Here is a 21,140-nt window from a genome sequence, read left to right on the forward strand (position 1 = left end):
CGGCGCGGGCTGCTCGCGGCCCGCGCCGGTCTGACCACGGACCCGCCCCGACGTCCCACCTTTCCCGGGTCGCCCGAACCCAAATCGCTGTAAACTCACGCTTTTACCGAATTTCTCCGGCTCATCCATGTCCAGGTCGTACAGCGTAGGCATAGTTTCCCCCGGTTGCCCGAGGGCCGCTCAAAGTAACCCCGAGGTCATCGCATGAAAGGCGCGCCTCGTATAGGCATGATTTCCCTCGGCTGCCCGAAGGCCCTGGTCGATTCCGAGCAGATCATCACGCAGCTACGCGCCGAGGGGTACGAAATCTCCGGCACCTACGACGGGGCGGACCTCGTCGTGGTCAACACCTGCGGCTTCATCGACGAGGCGGTGCAGGAAAGTCTCGACGCCATCGGCGAGGCGCTGAACGAGAACGGCAAGGTGATTGTGACGGGCTGTCTCGGCGCGAAGAAGAGCGCGAGCGGCACGGGGCTCATCGAAGACGTGCATCCGAAGGTACTCGCCGTGACGGGCCCGCACGCAGTCGGCGAAGTCATGCAGGCCGTGCACAGCCATCTGCCGAAGCCGCACGATCCGTTCATCGATCTCGTGCCGGCCGCCGGCGTGAAGCTGACGCCGCGCCACTACGCCTATCTGAAGATTTCCGAAGGCTGCAATCATCGCTGCACGTTCTGCATCATTCCGTCGATGCGCGGCGATCTCGTGTCGCGTCCGGTCGCCGAGGTGATGCTCGAGGCCGAAAATCTCTTCAAGTCCGGCGTGAAGGAACTGCTCGTCATTTCGCAGGACACGAGCGCCTACGGCGTCGACGTGAAGTTCCGCATCGGCTTCTGGAACGGCCGGCCGCTGAAGACGCGCATGACCGAACTCGTCGGCGCGCTCGGCGAACTCGCGGCCCAGTACGGTGCCTGGGTACGCCTGCATTACGTCTACCCGTATCCGCACGTCGACGAGATCGTTCCGATGATGGCCGACGGCCCGTTCAGGGGCCACGTGCTGCCGTATCTCGACGTGCCGTTCCAGCACGCGCATCCCGAGGTGCTGCGGCGGATGAAGCGGCCGGCCAACGCGGAGAAAGTGCTCGAACGCGTGCAGGCATGGCGGGCCGCGTGTCCGGACCTGACGATCCGCAGCACGTTCATCGCGGGCTTTCCGGGCGAAACCGAGGCGCAGTTCGAGACGCTGCTCGACTTCATCCGCGAAGCGGAGCTCGACCGCGTGGGCTGCTTCGCCTATTCGCCGGTCGAAGGCGCGAGCGCCAACGAGCTCGACGGCGCGCTGCCCGACGAAGTGCGCGAGGCGCGCCGCGCGCGCTTCATGGAAGTGGCCGAAGCGGTGTCGGCGAAGCGGATCGGCCGCAAGGTCGGCAAGACGCTCAAGGTGCTCGTCGACGAGATCAACGAGGACGGCGGGATCGGCCGCACGGCGGCGGACGCGCCGGAAATCGACGGCGTCGTCTATGTCGCGCCGGCCACGAAGGCGTCGAAGCGCTACAAGGTCGGCGACTTCGTGTCGGTGAAGATTACCGGCGCGGACGGTCACGACCTCTGGGGCGAGGTTTGAGCACGCCGTCGCAGCGCGGCGATTCGAAGGCGCTCTCGCCCGCAGCGCGGGTGCTCGCGTTCGGCGAGGCGATGGTCGAGTTCAATCAGGTGTCGGCGGCCAAGCCCGAGTATCTGCAGGGGTTCGGCGGCGACACCTCGAATTTCTGCGTCGCGGCCGCGCGCCAGGGCGTACGCACGGGCTTCGTCTCGGCCGTCGGCGGCGACCGTTTCGGCCAACTGCTGCTCGACCTGTGGGCGCGCGAGGGCATCGATACCGCATGCGTGCGGATCGATCCCGAGGCGCCGACCGGCGTGTATTTCGTCTCGCACGGCCCGCAGGGCCACGTGTTCGATTACCTGCGCGCGGGTTCGGCCGCGAGCCGCTACGCGAGCGCGCATCTGCCGCTCGCGACGATCGCCTCGGCGGACGTGCTGCATCTGTCGGGCGTCAGCGTCGCCATTGGCGAGCGCGCGTGCGACGCGGGGCTGGCCGCGCTCGAACACGCCCGCGCGAACGGCGTGCGCGTGAGCTTCGATACGAACCTGCGGCTCAAGCTCTGGCCGCTCGCGCGCGCCCGTGCCGTCATGCTCGACGTGCTGCGTCGGACCGACATCTGCCTGCCGAGCTGGGACGACGTCACGGCCCTGACGGGACTGACCGATCGCGACGCCATCGTCGACTTTCTGCTCGCGCAGGGCGCAACGGTCGTGGCGCTCAAGCTCGGCCGCGAGGGCGTGTACGTCGCGACGCCCGGGACACGGCATCTCGTGCCCGGCCACGCGGTGCCGACCGTCGACGCGACCGGCGCCGGCGACTGCTTCGGCGGCGCCTTCGTCGCCCGGCTCGTCGCGGGCGACACGCCGTTCGCTGCCGCGCGCTATGCGAACGTCGCCGCTGCGCTGTCGACGCAAGGCTATGGCGCGGTCGCGCCGATTCCGCGGCGCGACGCGGTCGAGCGGGCACTCGCGAATGCCGTGGGCGCCGGAGCGGCAACGAAACAGGAAAACTGAAAGCAGGAGAGGAAGACGTCGATGTCGATACGGCATGTCCGTGCGGTCGTGTTCGCTGTCTCGGCGCTTGCCGTGCCGCCGGTCGCGTTCGCCCAGCAGGGGGCGCAGAGCACTCAACCTGCGCAGCCGGTGCGCCAGCGGCTCGAACCGAACCCCGAATTCGCGCATTTCCCGCGCTATGCCGGCACGCTCGGCAAGCGCCGGATCGTGCTGCGCCTCGGCCCGCAGACGCAAGCTGGCGATCCCGGCGGCCTGCGCGGCGAATACCAGTTCGTCGATACCGGCGAGGTTGTCCTGATCGCCGGCGATCGCGAGGGCGACACGCTCGAGGCCGAGGAATCGGACGACGGCACGAACATCGCCGGCAACTGGGTCGGCACGTTCGCGGCCGACGGCTCGCTGTCGGGCGACCGGATGAACGTGGACGACTCCGATCCGCAGCCGTTCGATTTGCACCCGCTCGCGGCCGGTACGCCCGTGCCCGCGGCAGGCGGGCCGGTGCCGCCGGATGCTGTGGCGCCCGGCGCGGCCGTACCCGCGACGGACGGGCAAGCGTCGCCGGCCGATGCGGCTCCCCGTGCGGTCGCGCCCGTCGATCCACCCGCCGCGAGTCCGCCTGCCAATCCAGTGCCGCCCGGCCCGCACCCGGTCGGCGGCGTCGGCAATCTGACCACGGACGACTGATTCGCGGTTGGGCCGCCCGGCCTGCCACGGCTCCGGTTATGCTTCCAGGTGCGCGGCGGCGCCCCGCACGCGCCGCTCCGATCAGCGTTTTCCTCGCTCCTCTTTCGACATGAACCATAAATCCGACCCCAGCCGCGCATTGCAGACGCGCATCGTGCATCCGCAGGACGACCTCGCGCCCGGCTTCGAATCGTTCTCGGTGCCCGTCGCGCGGGCCTCGACCGTGGTGTTTCCCGACGTCGCATCCGTGCACGCGCTCGACTGGCGCAACGACGCGCAATGGCGCTACGGGCTGCACGCCACGCCGACCTCAGCCGCGCTTGCGCAGCGGCTCGCGGCGATAGAGGGCGGGGAGCAGGCGCTGCTGTATCCGTCGGGGCTGGCGGCCATTTCGAACGTCTATTTCGGTCTGCTCAAGGCGGGCGACGACGTGCTGATTCCCGATAACGTCTACTCGCCCAACCGCGAGCACGGCGACTGGCTCGCGCGCGACTTCGGCCTGAGCGTGCGCTACTACGATCCGATGATCGGCGAGGGCATCGCGGAACTGATCCGCCCGGAAACGAGGCTGATCTGGCTGGAGGCGCCGGGCTCGGTGACGATGGAAGTGCCCGACGTGCGCGCGATCGCGGCCGCCGCGCGCGCGCGCAACGTCGTCACGGCCATCGACAACACCTGGTCGGCCGGGCTCGCGTTCCGGCCGTTCGAGCACGGCCTCGACATTTCGGTGCAGGCGCTGACGAAATACCAGTCGGGCGGCAGCGACGTGCTGATGGGCGCCGTCGTCACGCGCGAGCAGGAACTGCACCTGAAGCTCAAGCTCGCGCGCATGCGCATGGGCGTGGGCGTGTCTGCGGACGACTGCTCGCTCGTGCTGCGCAGCCTGGCCAGCATGAAGGCGCGCTTCGAGACGCACGACCGCAGCGCGCTCGCCATCGCGAAGTGGCTGAAAACGCGGCCCGAAATCGCGGCCGTGCTGCATCCCGCGTTGCCCGACTGCGCAGGGCATGCGTTCTTCGTGCGCGACTTCAGCGGGGCGGGCGGCCTGTTCTCGGTGGTGTTCGACGAGCGCTACAGCGCCGCGCAGATCGACGGGTTCTGCGAGTCGCTCGCGCTGTTCGCGCTCGGCTGGAGTTGGGGCGGCGCGCACAGTCTCGCGATGCCGTACAACATCCCGGCGATGCGCACGGCCGCGCGCTGGCCCTATCGCGGCACGCTCGTGCGCTTCTACATCGGTCTCGAGGACGAGGCCGATTTGCGCGCCGACATCGAGCGGGCACTCGCGACGCTGGGTTGAGCGTCGCGTTGTCGCCAGCGCACGAGGTCAGGCCGGCTGCGCCGGGCCGTTCCCGAAGAGCCTGAGCAGCCCGTCGAGCCCGACGAAATCGAACGAGACGCTCGCGGCTTCGCGCACGACGGGCTTCGCGCGGAACGCGACCGAAAGGCCGGCCCGGGCCATCATCTTCAGGTCGTTCGAGCCGTCGCCGAGCGCAATCGCGCGGGACGGCTCGATGCCGAGCCGCGCGCAGGTCTCGACGAGCGTGCGCGCCTTCACGTCGGCGTCGACGATCTCGCCGCTCACGCGGCCGGTCAGCTTGCCGTCGACGATCTCGAGCGTGTTCGCGTGCGCGTAGTCGAGGCCGAGCCGAGCCTTGAGCCGGTCGGTGAAGAACGTGAATCCGCCCGACACCAGCAGCGTATTCAGCCCGGCCGCCTTCGCGCCCGCGAGCATCTGCGTCGCGCCCGGCGAAAGCTGGAGCCGCTCTTCGTAGACGCGTTCGAGCGTTTGCGCGTCGAGCCCCTTGAGCAGCGCCACGCGGCGGGCCAGGCTCTCGTTGAAGTCCCGGATCTCGCCGCGCATCGACGCCTCGGTAATGGCCGCGACCTGCGGTTTTACCCCGCAGAAATCGGCGATCTCGTCGATGCACTCGATCGTGATGAGCGTCGAGTCCATGTCCATGACCACGAGCCCGAAGTCGGCCAGCGTGCGCCCGGCCTCGACGAACCCGTAGTCGAGCCGGTGCGTGCCGCAATAGGCGTCGAGGTCGCGGCGTTGCGCGGGATCGGCGTCCTCGATGCGGATGGCGTGCGCGTCGACGGCCGTGACGCGGCTACCGCGCGCGAGGGCCGCGAGCGGCTTGTGATGGGCAAAGGCAAGCGGCTCGGGGCTCTGGATGACGAGATTCATGGCTGAAGGTCGGGAGGGCGCGCGCCGGCGCGGGAAAAATCCGGCTATTGTAGCCTCAGGCGTGCTCGGGCCGGAGCGGCATCCCGGTACGACGGGTTGCCGAAAGGTTTGCCGGGACGATCGATAACGGCGAGCGTTTTGGACGGCGCGAACGCGCGGCGCGGGTAGAGGGATCGCCCAGATGAGAGAGGATCGACGCTCCGGCGGGCGAGTGGCGTCGAGTCCGATCGCACAGTGGGAGACCGGGTTTGACGCTGACCGCCTCGTCGTTCACTAAGGCGACATGTCCGCCCGGTTGAAGGCGAGATCGGCTTAGGCCTTCGACGCGAGAGGGGACTGGCCCAGTCGTCCGTTCGGGCTCGGGGCGGTTCGTCGTTCACGGTTCGTGGTTCGTTTCGCGGACCCGACGGCGAGGCCGGCGGCGCAGGCCGGGAACGACCAGGGCCGCACCGCGCAGCGCATCGCGGTGTACGATGGCGGCGCGGCCCGAATCGGGCACGTAAACTGCGGTCAACTGCAGTCGTAAGAGCGAAGAAAAACAACGGAGCCTGCATGACGTCCCAACGTCCTCAAGCGCGCCGTATCGGCCGAATCGTCGGCAAGAGCGTCGCGTGGTTTGTCTCGATCGTCGTTGTCCTGATCGCGGCGATCGTTGTGTTTGCCCTGACGTTCGACTGGAACCGTGCAAAGCCCTGGGTCGACGACAAGGTGAGCGTGGCCATCGGGCGGCCGTTCGCGATCGAGGGCGACCTGAAGATCGACTGGCGTCGTCCGGTCGGCGAGACGGGCTGGCGCGCATGGGTGCCGTGGCCGCGCTTTTCGGCGACCCGGATCGTCGTGGCCAATCCCGGCTGGGCGAAGCAGCCGCGCTTCGCGGGGCTCGACGAAATCGATTTCGAAGTCGAGGTGCTGCCGTTGCTCGCGCACGAGATCGCGATTCCGGCCATCGACCTCGTCAATCCGTCCGTCGATCTCGAGCGGCTCGCGGACGGACGCAACAACTGGACGTTCCCGACGCCCAGCTCGAGCGGGCCCTCGATCTGGCGGCTCGATCTGCACGACATCGCTTTCGCGAAGGGCAGCATCGGCTACGACGATGCGCAGGCCCACACGGACGTGCAGTTGACGCTCGATACGCTGGGCCAGGCCATTCCGATCGGCGAGGTGATGCAGCAGCAGGAAAACGCCTCGCGCAGCGGCTCGGCGCAGGTGGTCGGCCGCAGCGGCGCCGACCGGCTCGCTCGCCAGGCGAACGCAGTCGAGGCTTCCGAGGCGGCTTCGGCCTCGGCCGCCACGGCTGCTTCCGGGGCTTCGGGTGCTTCGGCGGCGAACGCGTCGTCTTCGGCAGAAGCTTCCGCCGCATCCGGCGCCCGCGCCGCGTCCGCCACGGCATCGGCGGCAAGCGTGGCCGGAGCCGTCCGTCCCGCCGCGCCGCTCTACTCGATCGGCTGGACGCTGAAGGGCACCTACAACCGCACGCCGGTATCGGGCAGCGGCCGGCTCGGCGGCGTGCTCGCGCTGCAGGACGCGAGCCGGCCGTTTCCGGTACAGGCGGACGTGCGGGCCGGCGACATGCACGTCGCGCTGGTCGGCACGCTGACCGACCCCGCCCATCTGGCGGCAATCGACTTGCGGCTCTGGCTGCAGGGCGTCAGCATGGCCCATCTCTACGGCCTGACCGGCGTGACGCTGCCCGAGACGCCGCCGTTCGCGACCGAAGGCCATCTGATCGGCGCGTTCCATCCGCACGCGAGCGAGTTCCGCTACGACCACTTCACGGGCCGCGTCGGCGGCAGCGACCTGAACGGCTCGCTCACCTATTTCCAGCGCGAGCCGCGACCGTTGCTCAAAGGCGACCTCGTGTCGAACCTGCTGCAGTTTTCCGACCTCGCGCCGATCATCGGCGCGGACAGCCAGGCGAGCAAGGTCAAGCGCGGCGACGCGGTGAAACAGCCCACCGGCCGCGTCTTGCCGGTCGAGGCATTCCATACGGATCGCTGGAAGGCCATCGACGCCGACGTGACCTTCACGGGTCGGCGCATCGTCAGGCAGGGCAGCCTGCCGATCAGCGATCTCTATACGCACGTGACGATGACGGACGGGGTGCTCTCGCTCGATCCGCTGCGCTTCGGCGTGGCCGGCGGCACGCTTGCCACGAACCTGCGGCTCGACGGCAGCGGCGCGCCGCTCAGGGCGCGCGGCACGGTCGAGGCGCGTCACCTGAAGCTCAGGCAGCTTTTCCCGCGCGCGAAGTCGATGCAGTCGGCGCTCGGCGAAATCAACGGCGACGCGGCGCTCTCGGCCACCGGCAACTCGCCGGCGGCGCTCGCTGGCACCTCGAACGGCGAGGTGAAGGGGCTCGTCACGCAGGGCACGATCAGCCGGCTCCTGATGGAAGCGGCGGGCCTGAACGTCGCGAACGTCGTGTACGAGAAGCTCTTCAGCAACAAGGACGTGCGGATCAACTGCGCTGCGGCGGACTTCGTCGTGACGAACGGTGTGCTCGACTCGCGCATATTCGCGCTCGACACCGACGACGCGGTCATCGACATCAACGGCAACGTCGATCTGCGCGACGAGTCGATGAACCTGAGCATCCATCCGCACACGAAGGGCTTCCGGGTTTTCTCGCTGCGCTCGCCGCTTTACGTGAAGGGCACGTTCGAGGCGCCGCACGTCGGCGTCGACGTCACGGCGCTCGCCCTGCGCGGCGGGGCGATGCTCGGCCTCGGGCTGATCAATCCGCTCGCCGCGTTGATCCCGCTGATCGCGCCGAGCAACAACCAGCCGCTGCCGTGCTCGACGCTGATCGCGCAGATGCGCGAGCAGCCTTCGGCCACGCCGCACGCGCCGGGTGCGCGGCAAACGCGCGGCCAGAGCGCTGCAAGGAGATCGGAAGGAAAGGGCGCGGCGGGAGAAAAAGGGGGCGCAGCGGGCGCGTCGTCCGGGGCGGCCATGCCACCGGGCGACGACACGTCGAACCTATACAGCCACGGATGAACTAACGCAGCGAGCGCGGCGCCGTATCGCTGGCCGGACTCTGGCGACGCGTATTGCGCCGCGTCGTGGTTCCGGCGGGGCCCGCCGCGCCGAACTCCTGGAGGATGCGGCCGCGCGCGCGGCTCGCGAAGACGAGGAAGCCGAAGCCGTCCGCCGCGTACCAGTAGCCGCCGTTCTCGAGCCCTTCGATCGGCTGCTCGAGCGCATGCGCGATCGATTCGATGCAGCGCCGGCGCAATTCGGCCGTGCCCGGATAGGGCGGCTGCGCACCGCGCACGCTGCACAGCAGGACGTCGAGCCCGGGCAGCACGTGCGCGTACAGCACGGGTTCGTCCTGTGCGCGAGCCCGCGCGATCTTGGTGTCGAGCTGACCGAACGGCCTGAAACGGGTCAATACGGCGAGAAACGATTCCTCGCTATCCGCTTTCACGCGCTTACGCTTTTTCGGGTAGGACATAAAAACTCGCCTGAAAAAGAATTGCAAAAAACGCAGCGTTCTCATGCGACCACTCCCGGCTGCGCGCGGCGCACGTCGATCTTTTATAGCACACGGACAAGCCGGATTCACGACGAGTGGCGGCTGCCGCCATTCCCGTGCGGGTCTCGCATGTCCCGTGCCAGACCGAAGGCCGCGCACGGTCTTGTGCTTGTGCGTCCTGGCTCTGTCTTCGTCTCAATAATAGACCCGTGAGCGCCGGCGGTGGTGCGCTTTTCCAGAAAAAAAGCCGGATAGCCGCGTATTTTTACGCGCAGCGCCCGCGTTGAAATCCCGCCGATTCGCGTCGATAATGAACTAATTCTTCTGGTTCATCTGGCGCGGTTCGCGCGGCGAGTGCGGCGTTGCTTGCCGTGACGCACCGTGACGCGAGCGTCGGCGTGGTCTCATGCAGGAACTTGCGCGAGGCGCTGTCCCGCGCGCCGGCGTGCCGCGCGCGTTTCGTCCGCCGGAACGGCAAGACTGCCATGTTCTGCATTTCGCCCGGAAACGGCGCATTGTCCCGCGCGGCCGCCTTTTGTTCATGCAGGCGGGCCGGCGGGTTCTTCGGAGGCAACATGACGGACGGTGAACGAGGCGGCGGGGCCGCCGCCCGGGGCGGCTGCGGATGGCCGGATCGCCTCGCGGCCGGCCGGCCGGAGGTCGCCCGCGCATGATCGGACGGATGCCGATGCTGGCGGAGGCTGGCGTGCTCGTCGTCGACGACGACCCGGCCGTTCTCGAACACACGCGTCTCTCGCTGGCGGGCGCGGGCGCCGCCGTGACGGGCTGCCCGAATCTCGACGACGCGATCGCGCTGCTCGGTGCGCAAACGCCGGACCTGCTCGTGCTCGACGACCAGCTCGGCGGCCCGGAGACGGGACTCGATTTCTTCGTCCGTCTGCGGGCGTCGGGCATGCGGATTCCGGCCATTCTCGTGACCGATTTCGCCGACGAATCGCGCGTGATCGCGGCGATGCGCGCGGGCGTGTCCGACGTCGTGCCGAAGTCGGGCGACTATCTCGGCTATCTGCCCGAGGCCGCGGCCCGCGTGCTGGCCCAGATCGACATGCAGCGCGCGTCCGCCGAGGCGTTGCTGCTGCGCGATCGTGAGGAACACTACCGGACGCTTTCGGAGGCGCTGCCGCACCTGGTGCTGACCTGCGGCGCGGACGGCAACTGCGATTTCGTCTCGACGCAATGGCTCGCCTACACGGGGCTCGACGAGGCGAGCTCGCTCGGGCTCGCGTGGCTCGACGCCGTCCATCCCGAGGACCGCGAAGAGATTCGCCACACGTGGCTGAGCGCGGTCGGCAGCGGCGCGACCGACTATCGGCACGAGCTGCGAATTCGTCGCCGCGACGGCATCTACCGCTGGTTCGACGTGCGCATCGTCGCGGTGCGCAACGCGCGCGGCGGAGTCAGCAAATGGTTCGGCAGTTGCACGGACATTCACTCGCAGCACGAGTCGATCGAGGATCGCGAGCGGCTGCTGACGTCGGAGCAGGCCGCGCGGCAAGCGGCCGAGGAAGCCAACCGCGCGAAGGACCGCTTTCTGGCGATGCTTTCGCACGAGCTGCGCACGCCGCTCACGCCGGTGTTGGCCGGCACGCGGCTGCTCGAGCAAATTCCGGGGCTGCCCGACGCGGCTCGCGCGGGCGTGCGGATGATCCGCCGCAACATCGAGCTCGAGGCGCGGCTCATCGACGATCTGCTCGACCTCACGCGCGTCGCCAACGGCAAGCTGAGCCTCGCGCTCGAAACGGTGGACGTGCACGAGGTCATCGACAGCGTGCTCGAGCTGTTCCATAGCGAGATCCAGGTGAAGCAGCAGGACGTCCGCCTCGATCTGCGCGCCGAGCGGCATCACGTGCGCGGCGACCGGGCGCGACTGCAGCAGATGCTCTGGAACCTCGTGCGCAACGCTGCGAAATTCACGCCCGACGGCGGCTATATCTTCGTGCGCACGCGCGACGACGAGACGGGACGGCTGCAGATCGAGGTCGAGGACACGGGCATCGGCATCGCGCCGGAGCAGATCGGCAAGCTGTTCAACGCGTTCGAGCAGGGCAGCCACAACATGACGCGCCAGTTCGGCGGACTGGGGCTCGGCCTCGCGGTGACGAAGGCGCTGACCGACGCGCACGGCGGCAGCGTGGTGGCGCGCAGCCCGGGGCCGCATTGCGGCGCGACGTTCTCGATCACGCTGCCCGCCACCCAGCCGCAGCCCGAGGCGCCCGCGCCGCCGGACCGGCCCGGTTCGAACCCGGCGGGCCCGCTGAACATCCTGCTGATCGAGGACCACGAAGATACCGCCGAGGTCATGGCCCAACTGATCCGCTCGCTGGGCCACGAGGTCAGCGTGGCGGGGCGCGTGGCCGACGCGCTGGCGCTCACGCAGACGACCGCGTTCGATCTCGTGCTGAGCGACGTCGGCCTGCCCGACGGCACGGGGCTCGACTTCATCGATGCGTTCCGCCGCCGCAGCGCGGTCCCCGCCATCGCGCTCACGGGCTTTGGCACCGACGAGGACGTTCGCCGCTGCATCGAGGCGGGCTTCAGCTCGCATTTGACGAAGCCCGTGAACTTCGCCCAGCTCGAGCAGTTGATCGAGCAGGCCGGCAGCGGCCGGCTGGGCGAGGAGGACGGGGCGGGCTGAGCCCGATGGCGCGTGATCGGCGCCTCGCGCCGTCGTTTCCGCAGGCCGGAGGGGCGTCGTCGCTCCCCGGAATTTCCAAAAGAATCGGGCCCGCGACGCAGAAGCGAGGCGGGCCCGATTTCCGGCGCATGGCCCGCGACGGGCCGTACACCGCGGCGGCGCGGTTTTAGCGCGGTGCGCTCTTGAGCGAATCGCGGATTTCGCGCAGCAGCAGGACGTCCTCGGGCGTCGGCGCCGGGGCGGCTTCTTCGGCCGGAGCCGGCTTGCGCAGTTTGTTGATGAACTTGACCATCAGGAAAATGATGAACGCCAGGATGATGAAGTTGATCAGCACCGTGATGAACGAGCCGTAACCGAATACGGCGACGCCCGCGGTTTGCAGGTCCTTGTACGAGTCGGGGTTGCCCTTGAAGCTGGCCGGAATGTCGCCGAGGCGGATGAACTTGTTCGAGAAGTCGAGGCCGCCGGTGACGACGCCGATGATCGGCATGATCAGATCCTTGACCACCGAATTCACGATGTTCGAGAACGCGCCGCCGATGATGACGCCGATGGCGAGATCCATCACGTTGCCCTTGACGGCGAATTCCTTGAATTCCTTGATTATGCTCATAGGCAGACTCTCCCTGTGAAATTTCATATTGGGCGACCGCAAATACGGGCGCGATGGCGCAATGATAGCGAACGCGGGGGAACAGCGGTAGCGACTTGAAGGTTCTTGACATCGTGGCGGCGGGATCCGCGCCCGCCGTCGCGCAATCTGGCGCGTCCCGGGTCGGTCAGGGCGCGCCCGTGCGCGAGCGCGCGAGCTGCGCGCCGAAGCTGACCGGATCGGTATTGGTGCCGCACAGGAGCACGCCGACGCGTTTGCCCTGGAGCGCATCGCGCAGCGGGCCGAGCAGGCCGGCCGTCGCGGCCGCGCAGGCCGGCTCCACGGCCAGTTTCAACTCGTCGAACAGCAGCCGCATCGCGATGCGCAGCGCATCGTCGGACACGGTGACGACCGCTTCGAGGTGCCGCCGGCACAACTCGTAGCTGTACTGCTCGGTGTGCGGCGACATCAGCGAATCGGCGATCGTCTGCATGTGGTCCATGCGCACCGTGCGATTGGCCGCGAAGCTGCGGCCCATCACGTCGGCGCCCTCGGGCTCGACGCCGTACACGCGCACGTGCGGGTTCGCGAGCCGCAGCGCCGTCGACACGCCCGCCGCGAGCCCGCCGCCGCCCACCGGCACGATCACGGCGTCGAGGTCGGGCGACTGCGTGGCCCACTCGTAGCCGAGCGTGGCCGTGCCGAGCACGGTCCGGTAGCCGTTGAACGGATGGACGAAATAACGGCCTTCCTCGGCCTCGATCCGGCGCACGATGTCGAACGCCTCGGCACTGTTGCGGGCCATCACCACTTCGGCGCGGTACTGCCGGCACTGCTCGACGCGCGCCGGGCTCGCCGTGTGGAACAGCACGACCTTGGCGCCGATGCCGAGCCGCATGGCCGCATAGGCGACCGCGATCGCATGGTTGCCGCCCGATACGCAGGTGACGCCCGCGCTGCGCTGCGCGGCGTCGAGCGAAAGCAGATGGGCGAAGGCGCCACGCACCTTGAAGCTGCCGCTCGCCTGCAGCAGTTCGAACTTGAAGTTGACGAGCGTGTCGTCGAGGCCGGGCAGGTCGTGGCGCTCGAAGACCGGCGTGCGCCGCACCCAGGGCGCAAGCGCGAAATGCTGGGCGGCGATGTCGTCGAGCGTGGGAATCGCTTCCCCGTCGATGGTCGGGCCTGCGTGCTGCGGCGAACCGGTGGACATGGCGGGAGCCGGTGGGCGACCTGGGCTTACTGACGCGGCAGCGCGTCCACCGACATGCCGTGAACGAACTTGCGCAGGAAATCCTCGCAGGCGCCCAGTTGCTCGAGGGCGACGAACTCGTTGGCCTTGTGCGCCTGCTGGATGTCGCCGGGCCCGCAGATCACGCTGGGAATGCCGGCGCGCGCGAACAGGCCCGCCTCGGTGCCGTAGGCGACCTTGCGGCGCGTGTCGTCGGCGGTCAGCGCGCGCACGAGTTGCGTGACGGCGGCCTGCTCGGTGGCGTCGAGCCCGGGCGCCGAGGCAAGCTTCGTGAACTCGATCGCGCCGACCGCGTGTTCGCGCTGCATCTTCGGCAGCAGCGTTTCGCGCGCGTATTGCTCGATGCGCGCGAAGATCGCGTCCGGGTCGAGCGTCGGCAGATTGCGGAATTCGAAGTCGAAACGGCACTCGGCCGGGACGGTGTTGATCGCGTTGCCGCCTTCGATCGTGCTCGTCTGCGCGGTCGTGAACGGCACGTCGAACAGCTCGTCGAACGGGCCCTGCGCGCGGAACTGATCGGCGAGGTCGCGGATGTGGCAGATGAGCCGTGCCGCGTATTCGATGGCATTCAGGCCGCGCGGCGTCAGCGACGAATGCGCGGCCTGGCCGCGCACGCAGCAGCGGTAGGTGTTGATGCCCTTGTGGGCGATGACGGGGCGCATGCTGGTCGGCTCGCCGACGATGCAGCCCTCGGGCGCGACGCCGCGCTTCACGAGTTCCTCGATCATCAGCGGCGCGCCGGCGCAGCCCACTTCCTCGTCGAACGAGAGCGCGAAATGAATGGGTTTCGCGAGTTTCGTCTGCTGCATGAGCGGCACGAGCGAGAGCGCCGCGCCGATGAAGCCCTTCATGTCGCAGGTGCCGCGACCGTAGAGCAGGCCATCGCGGATTTCGGGGCGAAACGGATCGCTGTCCCACTGCTGGCCGTCGACCGGCACGACGTCGGTGTGGCCCGACAGCACGATGCCGCCGTGCGTCGTGCCGTCGTGGGCGGGCAGCGTCGCGAACAGGTTCGCCCACTTGCCGCTCTGGTCATGCGTGATCGTCGTCTCGACGCCGCGGGCGCGCAGGTCGTCGCGCACGACTTCGATGAGCGCGAGGTTCGGGTTGCGGCTCACCGTATCCATCGAGACGAGGCGTTCGACCCAGGGCAGCGATGCGGGCAGGTCGGCGGAGGACGGTGTGGCGGTTTGCGCTGACGCGGCGGCGACGGACGACATGACGGAACTCCAGCGTGTGTGTCGTCCCATTATTACCCAAAAAGTCGCAGCCAACCAAAAGGCATACGGCGGGCATACGGCAGGTCGATCGCGGACCGACCGGTCCCGCCGCGCATGATGCATTGCAACATGCGCGGCGGCGAAGCCCGGAGCGACGCTCAGCGGAGCGCGGCGGCGGCCGTCGCGCGCGCTGGCGCGCCGAGCGCGCGCAGCGTTTCCTTCACCGTGGCGACGCGCACCGCGAAGTCGGGACTGCGCGCCTCGATGCGCAGCCGGTCCTGTCCCGCGAGCTTGATGTGCCGGTGCTTCTGCACCATCTCGATGATGCGCATGGCGTCGACGGGCGGATTCGGCACGAACTGCAGGCCGATGACGGCCTCGCCCGCGTCGATCTTCGAGATGCCGAGCGGCTTCGCGGCGAGCCGCAGCCGGTGTGTTTCGATCAGCGCCTGGGCCTGCGGCGGCATCTTGCCGAAACGGTCGATCAGCTCTTCCTGGATGGCGTCGATGGCGTCGTCGTGCTCGCAGTTGGCGAGCCGCTTGTAGAGCGACAGGCGCTCCTGGACGTCGCCGCAATAGTCGGCAGGCAGGATCGCCGGCGCGTGCAGATTGATTTCCGTCGTCGCCGCGAGCGGCGCGTTCAGGTCCGGCTCGCGGCCTTCCTTGAGCGCCTTCACGGCGTCGTTGAGCATGTCCGTGTAGAGCTGGAAGCCGATCTCGTGAATCTCGCCCGACTGCTTGTCGCCGAGCACTTCGCCCGTGCCGCGGATTTCGAGGTCGTGCATCGCCAGGTAGAAGCCCGCGCCGAGCTCCTCCATCTGCTGGATCGCCTCGAGCCGGCGCTGCGCCTGCTTCGTGAGCCCCTGCGGGTCGTGCACGAGCAGGTAGGCGTAGGCCTGGTGATGCGAGCGGCCGACGCGGCCGCGCAACTGGTGAAGCTGCGCGAGCCCGAACTTGTCCGAGCGATGGATCAGGATCGTGTTCGCGCTCGGCACGTCGATGCCGGTTTCGATGATCGTCGTGCAGAGCAGCACGTTCGCGCGCTGGGCGACGAAGTCGCGCATCACGCTCTCCAGCTCGCGCTCGTGCATCTGGCCGTGCGCGACCGCGATGCGCGCCTCGGGCACGAGCGCCTCGAGCATGGCGCGGCGGTTCTCGATGGTTTCGACCTCGTTGTGGAGGAAGTACACCTGGCCGCCGCGCTTCAGCTCGCGCAGCATCGCCTCGCGAATCACGCCGTCCTCCTCGCGCCGCACGAAGGTCTTGATCGCGAGGCGCTTCTGTGGCGCGGTCGCGATGACCGAGAAGTCGCGCAGGCCCTCGAGCGCCATGCCGAGCGTGCGCGGGATCGGCGTCGCGGTCAGCGTGAGCACGTCCACCTCGGCGCGCAACGCCTTGAGCGCCTCCTTCTGGCGTACGCCGAAGCGGTGTTCCTCGTCGATGATGACGAGCCCGAGCCGCTTGAACTGCACGTCCGACGAGAGCAGCTTGTGCGTGCCGATCACGATGTCGACGCTGCCTTCGTTGATCTGCTGGATGGCCGCGCCGATTTCTTTCGCGGACTTGAAGCGCGAAAGCTCGGCGATGCGCACCGGCCAGTCGGCGAAGCGGTTGGTGAAGGTCTGCGTGTGCTGCTCGGCGAGCAGCGTCGTCGGCGAGAGGATCGCCACCTGTTTGCCGCCCATCACCGCGATGAACGCGGCGCGCAGCGCCACCTCGGTCTTGCCGAAGCCGACGTCGCCGCAGACGAGCCGGTCCATCGGCTTGCCGCTCGTCATGTCGCCGATCACGGCCGCGATGGCGGCCGCCTGGTCGGGCGTTTCCTCGAAGCCGAAGCTCTCGGCGAACTTCACGTAGTCGCGCGGTTCGAGCATGAACGCGTGGCCCTCTCGCGCGGCCCGGCGCGCATAGAGATTCAGCAGCTCGGCGGCCGTGTCGCGAATCTGCTGGGCGGCCTTGCGGCGCGCCTTTTCCCACTGGCCGGAGCCGAGCGCGTGCAGCGGCGCGCTGTCGGGGTCCGCGCCGCTGTAGCGCGAGATGACGTGTAGTTGCGCGACCGGCACGTAGAGCTTGCTGCCGCCCGCGTATTCGAGGTGCAGGAACTCGGTCTCGCCCTCGCCGAGATCCATCGCGACGAGCCCGTGGTAGCGGCCGATGCCGTGTTGCGCGTGCACGACCGGGTCGCCGACTTTCAGCTCGGAGAGGTCGCGCACCATCGAGTCGACGCTGCTCGCCTGCTCCTGGCGGCGGCGTCCGGTGCGGCGCGCGAGCGGGCCGTACAGCTCGGTCTCGGTGACGACGGCGAGGCCCTCGGCGGGCAAGGCGAAGCCGCTCGAGAGCGGGGCGACGCACAGCGAGAAATGCGCGTCGGCGCGCAGCCAGTCCTCGTAGCTGTCGGCCGAAGCGGGTTTCATCCGATGCTCGGCGAAGAGCTGCGAGACGGTCTCGCGCCGTCCGGCCGATTCGACCGCGAACAGGACGCGGTTCGGCGTGGCGTCGAGCCAGGCGCGCAGCGCGGCGACGGGGTCGTCGGCATGGCGGTCGAGCGAGAGACTCGGCAGCCCCGTCGCCCAGCCGCCCGCGCCGGCCGGCAGGACGAGCCGCGCGAACGGTTTGGCGAGCGCGAAGAAGTCCTCGTCGCTGAGAAACAGGCGGTCCGGCTCGAGGATCGGCCGCTCGCGGTCGTGCGAGAGGAAGCTATGGCGCTGCTTCGTGTCGGCCGTGAAACGCCGGATGGCCGCCTCGAGGTCGCCGCAGAAGACGAGCTGCGCGTCCGGCGGCAGGTAGTGGAAGAGCGTCGCGGTTTCGTCGAAGAAGAGCGGCAGGTAGTATTCGATGCCCGCCGACGGCACGCCGTTGCCGATGTCCCGATAGATCGTCGCGCGGCTCGGGTCGCCCTCGAACACCTCGCGCCAGCGGCTGCGAAACGCCGTGCGCGCGGCCTCGTCGAACGGGAACTCGCGGCCCGGCAGCAGGCGCACGTCGCGCACCGGGTAGAGGCTGCGCTGCGAGTCCGGGTCGAACGCGCGGATCGAGTCGACCTGGTCGTCGAACAGGTCGATCCGGTAGGGCAGCGGCGAGCCCATCGGAAAGAGGTCGATGAGCGAGCCGCGCACGCAGTACTCGCCGGGCCGCACGACCTGGCTCACGTGTTCGTAGCCGGCCAGCGTCAGTTGCGCCTTGAGCTTCGCCTCGTCGAGCCGCTCGCCCTGCGAGAACGAGAACGTGTAGGCGGCGAGGAACGAGGCCGGCGGCATGCGGTAGAGCGCCGTCGTCGCGGGCACGAGCAGGATGTCGCAACGGTTCTCGCCGAGGTCGTGCAGCGTCGCGAGCCGCTCGGAGACGAGGTCCTGGTGCGGCGAAAACGTGTCGTACGGCAGCGTTTCCCAGTCGGGCAGCAGGCGTACGCGCGCCTCGGGGGCGAAGAACGGAATTTCCTGGGCGAGCCGTTGCGCGTCCACGGCGCTCGCGCAGACGACGGCGATGAGCGGCGCCCGCTCGCGCGAGGCCTCGCGGTAGCGGGCGATGAGGAGGGCATCGGACGAGCCGTGCGTGCCGTCGAACGCGAAGCGCTGGCCCGGCTTGACGAGGGCGACGGGCAGGGCGGACGCGACGGGTGACGGGGACTGCGACGGCGATGAAGCGGTGGTATCAGGCATGGGAAGCGGGAGGGCCTTTGGGGGCTCGAATACCGTAGACCTTATCCCGCCGACATGACATGGCCGGATACGCGGGTTGCCGGTCTACGGAGGAACGGCAAAGGACCTATTATAAAATCCGTCCCTTACTTTGACTTTTTCGGTTCGCGCCACCTTGAGTTCCCGTCTTTTCGCGCTGATTCCCTGTGCCGGCACCGGCAGCCGCTCGGGCTCGGCCATTCCGAAGCAGTATCGCACCGTTGCCGGCCGCGACTTGCTGCACTACACGCTCGCGGCGTTCGACGCCTGCAGCGAGTTCGCCCAGACGCTCGTGGTGATCGCGCCCGACGACACGCATTTCGACGCCCGCCGCTTCAGCGGTCTGCGCTTCGCCGTCCAGCGCTGCGGCGGCGCCTCGCGCCAGGCGTCGGTCCATAACGGGCTCGAGGCGCTTGCCGCGTTCGGCGCGCGCGACGACGATTGGGTGCTCGTCCACGACGCGGCCCGTCCCGGCATCACGCCCGCGCTGATCCGCTCGCTCGTCGACGCGCTGCGCGACGATCCGGTGGGCGGCATCGTCGCGCTGCCCGTGGCCGACACGCTCAAGCGCGCGGTACCCGGAGAGGGCGGCGCGCGCATCGCGCGGACCGAGGCGCGCGACGGGCTCTGGCAGGCGCAGACCCCGCAGATGTTCCGCATCGGCATGCTGCGCGGCGCGATCGAGCGGGCGCAGCAGGACGGCCACGACCTGACCGACGAGGCGAGCGCGATCGAGTGGCTCGGCCACTCGCCGCGCCTCGTGCAGGGCAGCCTGCGCAACTTCAAGGTCACGTACCCCGAAGACTTCGATCTCGCCGAGGCGTTTCTGCGGCGGCCCGATACGGATTGACATCGTCCCCGGCGGTTTGCCGCCGACGTTCCCCGCAACGCCCATTACACGGAACTCTTACGCATGGACATCAGAATCGGACAAGGCTACGACGTGCACGCCCTCGTGCCCGGACGGCCGCTCATCATCGGCGGCGTGACGATTCCCTACGACCGCGGCCTGCTCGGCCACTCGGATGCGGACGTACTGCTGCATGCCGTTACCGACGCGCTGTTCGGCGCGGCGGCGCTCGGCGACATCGGCCGGCACTTTCCCGATACCGATGCGCGCTTTTCCGGCGCGAACAGCCGCGTGTTGCTGCGCGAGTGCGCGGCGCGCATCGCCCAGGCGGGCTTCGCGATCAGCAACGTCGACAGCACGGTGATCGCCCAGGCGCCCAAGCTCGCGCCGTACATCGACGCGATGCGCGCCGCCATTTCGGAAGACTTGCAGCTTCCGGTCGAGCGCGTCAACGTGAAGGCCAAGACCAACGAAAAGCTCGGCTATCTGGGCCGCGGCGAAGGCATCGAGGCCCAGGCCGCGGTGCTGCTCACGCGTCCGTAACGGCGCACCCGGACTGCGCGTCGGCGAAGGACCGGATGGCGGGGCCAGGCCGATAAGGCGTCCGGCGCGAAGCGAGGCCGGAACGCGCGTTGCTCAGGCGCCTTTGGCGGGCGGAAATTCGATCGTCACTTCGAGCCCCGGGCCCGGCGAGCGGTTGCGCAGCCTCAGCGCGCCGCGATAGCGACCGACGAGCCGCTGGACGATCGCCATGCCGAGCCCGGTTCCGTTGGCCTGCGTGCGGGCCGTGTCGACGCGGTAGAACGGACGCGTGACGAGCGCGAGCTGGTCTTCCGGAATGCCCGGCCCCTCGTCGCTGACCGACAGCTCGATGCGCGAATGGGCCACGCGCGTTTCCAGCACGATGTGCGGAATGCCGTCCGTCTGGCTCGCGCCGTATTTGCGGGCATTCTCGATCAGGTTGCCGACGACGCGGCGCATGTCGGTGTCGTCCGCCTCGATGACGGCCGAGGGCGCGAGCCGCGTGACGAGCCGCATGCCGTCCTCGACGGCCATGCGGGCCGCGAGCTCGCTTGCGATCACCGAGAGATCGACGCGCTCGAGCATGCGCTGCACCGGCCGGGCGTAGTCGAGGAAGCGCCCGATGATCATGTCCATCTGCTCGATGTCGTCGATCATCGCTTCTTTCGTCGTCTGCTCGGACGGGCTCATCTCCGTTTCGAGGCGCAGCCGCGCGAGCGGCGTGCGTAAATCGTGCGAGATGCCCGCGAGCATCAGCGCGCGGTCCGCTTCGAGCTGCTCGAGGTCGCGGACCATCTGGTTGAAGCTGCGATTGGTTTCGGCGGCCACGCCCATGCCCTGATCGGGCAGCGGCTCGGGGAACTGCCCGGAGCCGACCCGCCGCGCGGCCAGCGCGAGCCGCGCGAACGGCCGGTTCACGAGGCTCGTGATGAACGCCGCGCCGAACAGCGAGAGCGCGAGCGCGAACACGCCCCATCCGACCCATTGCAGGCCCGTGACGTTGTCGAGCTGGTCGCGATCGAGCGCGACCCAGTAATCGTCGTCGTCGATCTTGAAGCTGATCCACACGCCCGGAATGCCGTTGACCGACTGCGCGATCACCGTGTCGTCGCCGAGCCGGCCGCGCACGTCGTGCTCGATGAGCTGGTTCAGCGATTCGTCGGGCTGGGGCTTGTACGTGTCGGCGTTCTCGCGCGGATAGACGCGCACGCCCTCGTTGCTCTCGAGATCCTGCAGCAAGGCGCGCCGCAGGTCGGGATCGGAATAGAGGAGCGCCGTGCGCGTGAGCTTGACGATGGCGACGAGCTGCAGCGCGACGCGCTGCGCGCGCGGTTCGCGCTCGATCACCTGGAAGCTCTGGAACCATGCGGCGAGACTGACGGCGATCAGCAGCGCGATCAGCAAAAACGTGCGCCAGAACAGGTCGCCAAAGGCAAACGTCAGGAGACGCCGGTCAAGCCGCATGG

16 protein-coding genes are annotated in these 21,140 nt (G+C 68.8%); 8 read left to right on the top strand and 8 right to left on the bottom strand.

Annotated features, from left to right (window positions below; translation table 11 throughout):
- Window positions 1–204 precede the first annotated feature (204 nt).
- The 4 genes from rimO to CY652_RS04635 all read left to right on the top strand — a co-directional run bounded on the left by rimO (window position 205) and on the right by CY652_RS04635 (window position 4,539).
- Window positions 205–1,566, top strand: a complete 1,362-nt coding sequence (rimO, locus tag CY652_RS04620) for a 30S ribosomal protein S12 methylthiotransferase RimO (RefSeq protein WP_102129527.1) — start codon at window positions 205–207, stop codon at window positions 1,564–1,566.
- The gene (locus CY652_RS04625; RefSeq protein ID WP_258002189.1) at window positions 1,563–2,558 is read left to right on the top strand and encodes a sugar kinase; all 996 of its coding nucleotides are present in this window, start codon (window positions 1,563–1,565) and stop codon (window positions 2,556–2,558) included. The genes rimO and CY652_RS04625 overlap by 4 nt, the downstream gene beginning before the upstream one ends.
- Window positions 2,559–2,579: 21 nt before the next feature.
- Window positions 2,580–3,242 carry a hypothetical protein gene (locus CY652_RS04630; RefSeq protein ID WP_102129528.1) on the top strand — a complete coding sequence of 221 codons (663 nt, stop codon included), beginning with the start codon at window positions 2,580–2,582 and terminating at the stop codon, window positions 3,240–3,242.
- Between the two features lie 109 nt (window positions 3,243–3,351).
- The gene (locus CY652_RS04635; protein WP_102129529.1) at window positions 3,352–4,539 is read left to right on the top strand and encodes a cystathionine beta-lyase; all 1,188 of its coding nucleotides are present in this window, start codon (window positions 3,352–3,354) and stop codon (window positions 4,537–4,539) included.
- 27 nt (window positions 4,540–4,566) lie between these two features.
- Here CY652_RS04635 and serB read toward each other — a convergent pair whose 3' ends face one another.
- On the bottom strand, window positions 4,567–5,430 hold the full coding sequence (gene serB, locus CY652_RS04640; protein ID WP_102129530.1) for a phosphoserine phosphatase SerB: 864 nt from the start codon (window positions 5,428–5,430) through the stop codon (window positions 4,567–4,569).
- Between the two features lie 552 nt (window positions 5,431–5,982).
- On the opposite strand from serB, the gene CY652_RS04645 reads away from it, so the two are divergent.
- The gene (locus tag CY652_RS04645) at window positions 5,983–8,430 is read left to right on the top strand and encodes an AsmA family protein (RefSeq protein ID WP_102129531.1); all 2,448 of its coding nucleotides are present in this window, start codon (window positions 5,983–5,985) and stop codon (window positions 8,428–8,430) included.
- A gap of 1 nt (window position 8,431) precedes the next feature.
- On the opposite strand, the gene CY652_RS04650 is transcribed toward CY652_RS04645, so the two are convergent.
- On the bottom strand, window positions 8,432–8,932 hold the full coding sequence (locus CY652_RS04650; protein WP_102129532.1) for a hypothetical protein: 501 nt from the start codon (window positions 8,930–8,932) through the stop codon (window positions 8,432–8,434).
- Window positions 8,933–9,173: 241 nt separating this feature from the next.
- A complete protein-coding gene (locus tag CY652_RS23825) occupies window positions 9,174–9,485 on the bottom strand; it encodes a hypothetical protein (RefSeq protein WP_146010027.1) in 312 nt (103 codons plus the stop codon).
- A gap of 93 nt (window positions 9,486–9,578) precedes the next feature.
- Between CY652_RS23825 and CY652_RS04655 the strand changes: the two genes are divergently transcribed.
- Window positions 9,579–11,564, top strand: coding sequence for a hybrid sensor histidine kinase/response regulator (locus CY652_RS04655; RefSeq protein WP_102129533.1), 1,986 nt, complete (start codon window positions 9,579–9,581; stop codon window positions 11,562–11,564).
- 166 nt (window positions 11,565–11,730) lie between these two features.
- Here CY652_RS04655 and mscL read toward each other — a convergent pair whose 3' ends face one another.
- The 4 genes from mscL to mfd form a co-directional block, all read right to left on the bottom strand.
- Window positions 11,731–12,177 carry a large conductance mechanosensitive channel protein MscL gene (mscL, locus tag CY652_RS04660; protein WP_102129534.1) on the bottom strand — a complete coding sequence of 149 codons (447 nt, stop codon included), beginning with the start codon at window positions 12,175–12,177 and terminating at the stop codon, window positions 11,731–11,733.
- Between the two features lie 166 nt (window positions 12,178–12,343).
- Entirely contained in the window at window positions 12,344–13,366 is a 1,023-nt protein-coding gene (locus CY652_RS04665; RefSeq protein WP_102129535.1) for a threonine/serine dehydratase, read from the bottom strand.
- Window positions 13,367–13,392: 26 nt separating this feature from the next.
- On the bottom strand, window positions 13,393–14,625 hold the full coding sequence (argE, locus tag CY652_RS04670; protein WP_102129536.1) for an acetylornithine deacetylase: 1,233 nt from the start codon (window positions 14,623–14,625) through the stop codon (window positions 13,393–13,395).
- Between the two features lie 158 nt (window positions 14,626–14,783).
- On the bottom strand, window positions 14,784–18,284 hold the full coding sequence (gene mfd / locus CY652_RS04675; RefSeq protein WP_102129537.1) for a transcription-repair coupling factor: 3,501 nt from the start codon (window positions 18,282–18,284) through the stop codon (window positions 14,784–14,786).
- A gap of 154 nt (window positions 18,285–18,438) precedes the next feature.
- On the opposite strand from mfd, the gene ispD reads away from it, so the two are divergent.
- Entirely contained in the window at window positions 18,439–19,152 is a 714-nt protein-coding gene (gene ispD / locus CY652_RS04680) for a 2-C-methyl-D-erythritol 4-phosphate cytidylyltransferase (RefSeq protein WP_102129538.1), read from the top strand.
- 63 nt (window positions 19,153–19,215) lie between these two features.
- Window positions 19,216–19,695: a 2-C-methyl-D-erythritol 2,4-cyclodiphosphate synthase gene (gene ispF / locus CY652_RS04685; RefSeq protein WP_102129539.1), complete on the top strand. Its 480-nt coding sequence runs from the start codon at window positions 19,216–19,218 to the stop codon at window positions 19,693–19,695.
- A 93-nt stretch (window positions 19,696–19,788) separates the two neighbouring features.
- On the opposite strand, the gene CY652_RS04690 is transcribed toward ispF, so the two are convergent.
- Window positions 19,789–21,138, bottom strand: coding sequence for an ATP-binding protein (locus CY652_RS04690; RefSeq protein WP_102129540.1), 1,350 nt, complete (start codon window positions 21,136–21,138; stop codon window positions 19,789–19,791).
- Window positions 21,139–21,140: the final 2 nt, after the last annotated feature.

It is taken from the genome of Burkholderia sp. WAC0059 (assembly GCF_002870125.1).
Classification (GTDB): domain Bacteria; phylum Pseudomonadota; class Gammaproteobacteria; order Burkholderiales; family Burkholderiaceae; genus Paraburkholderia.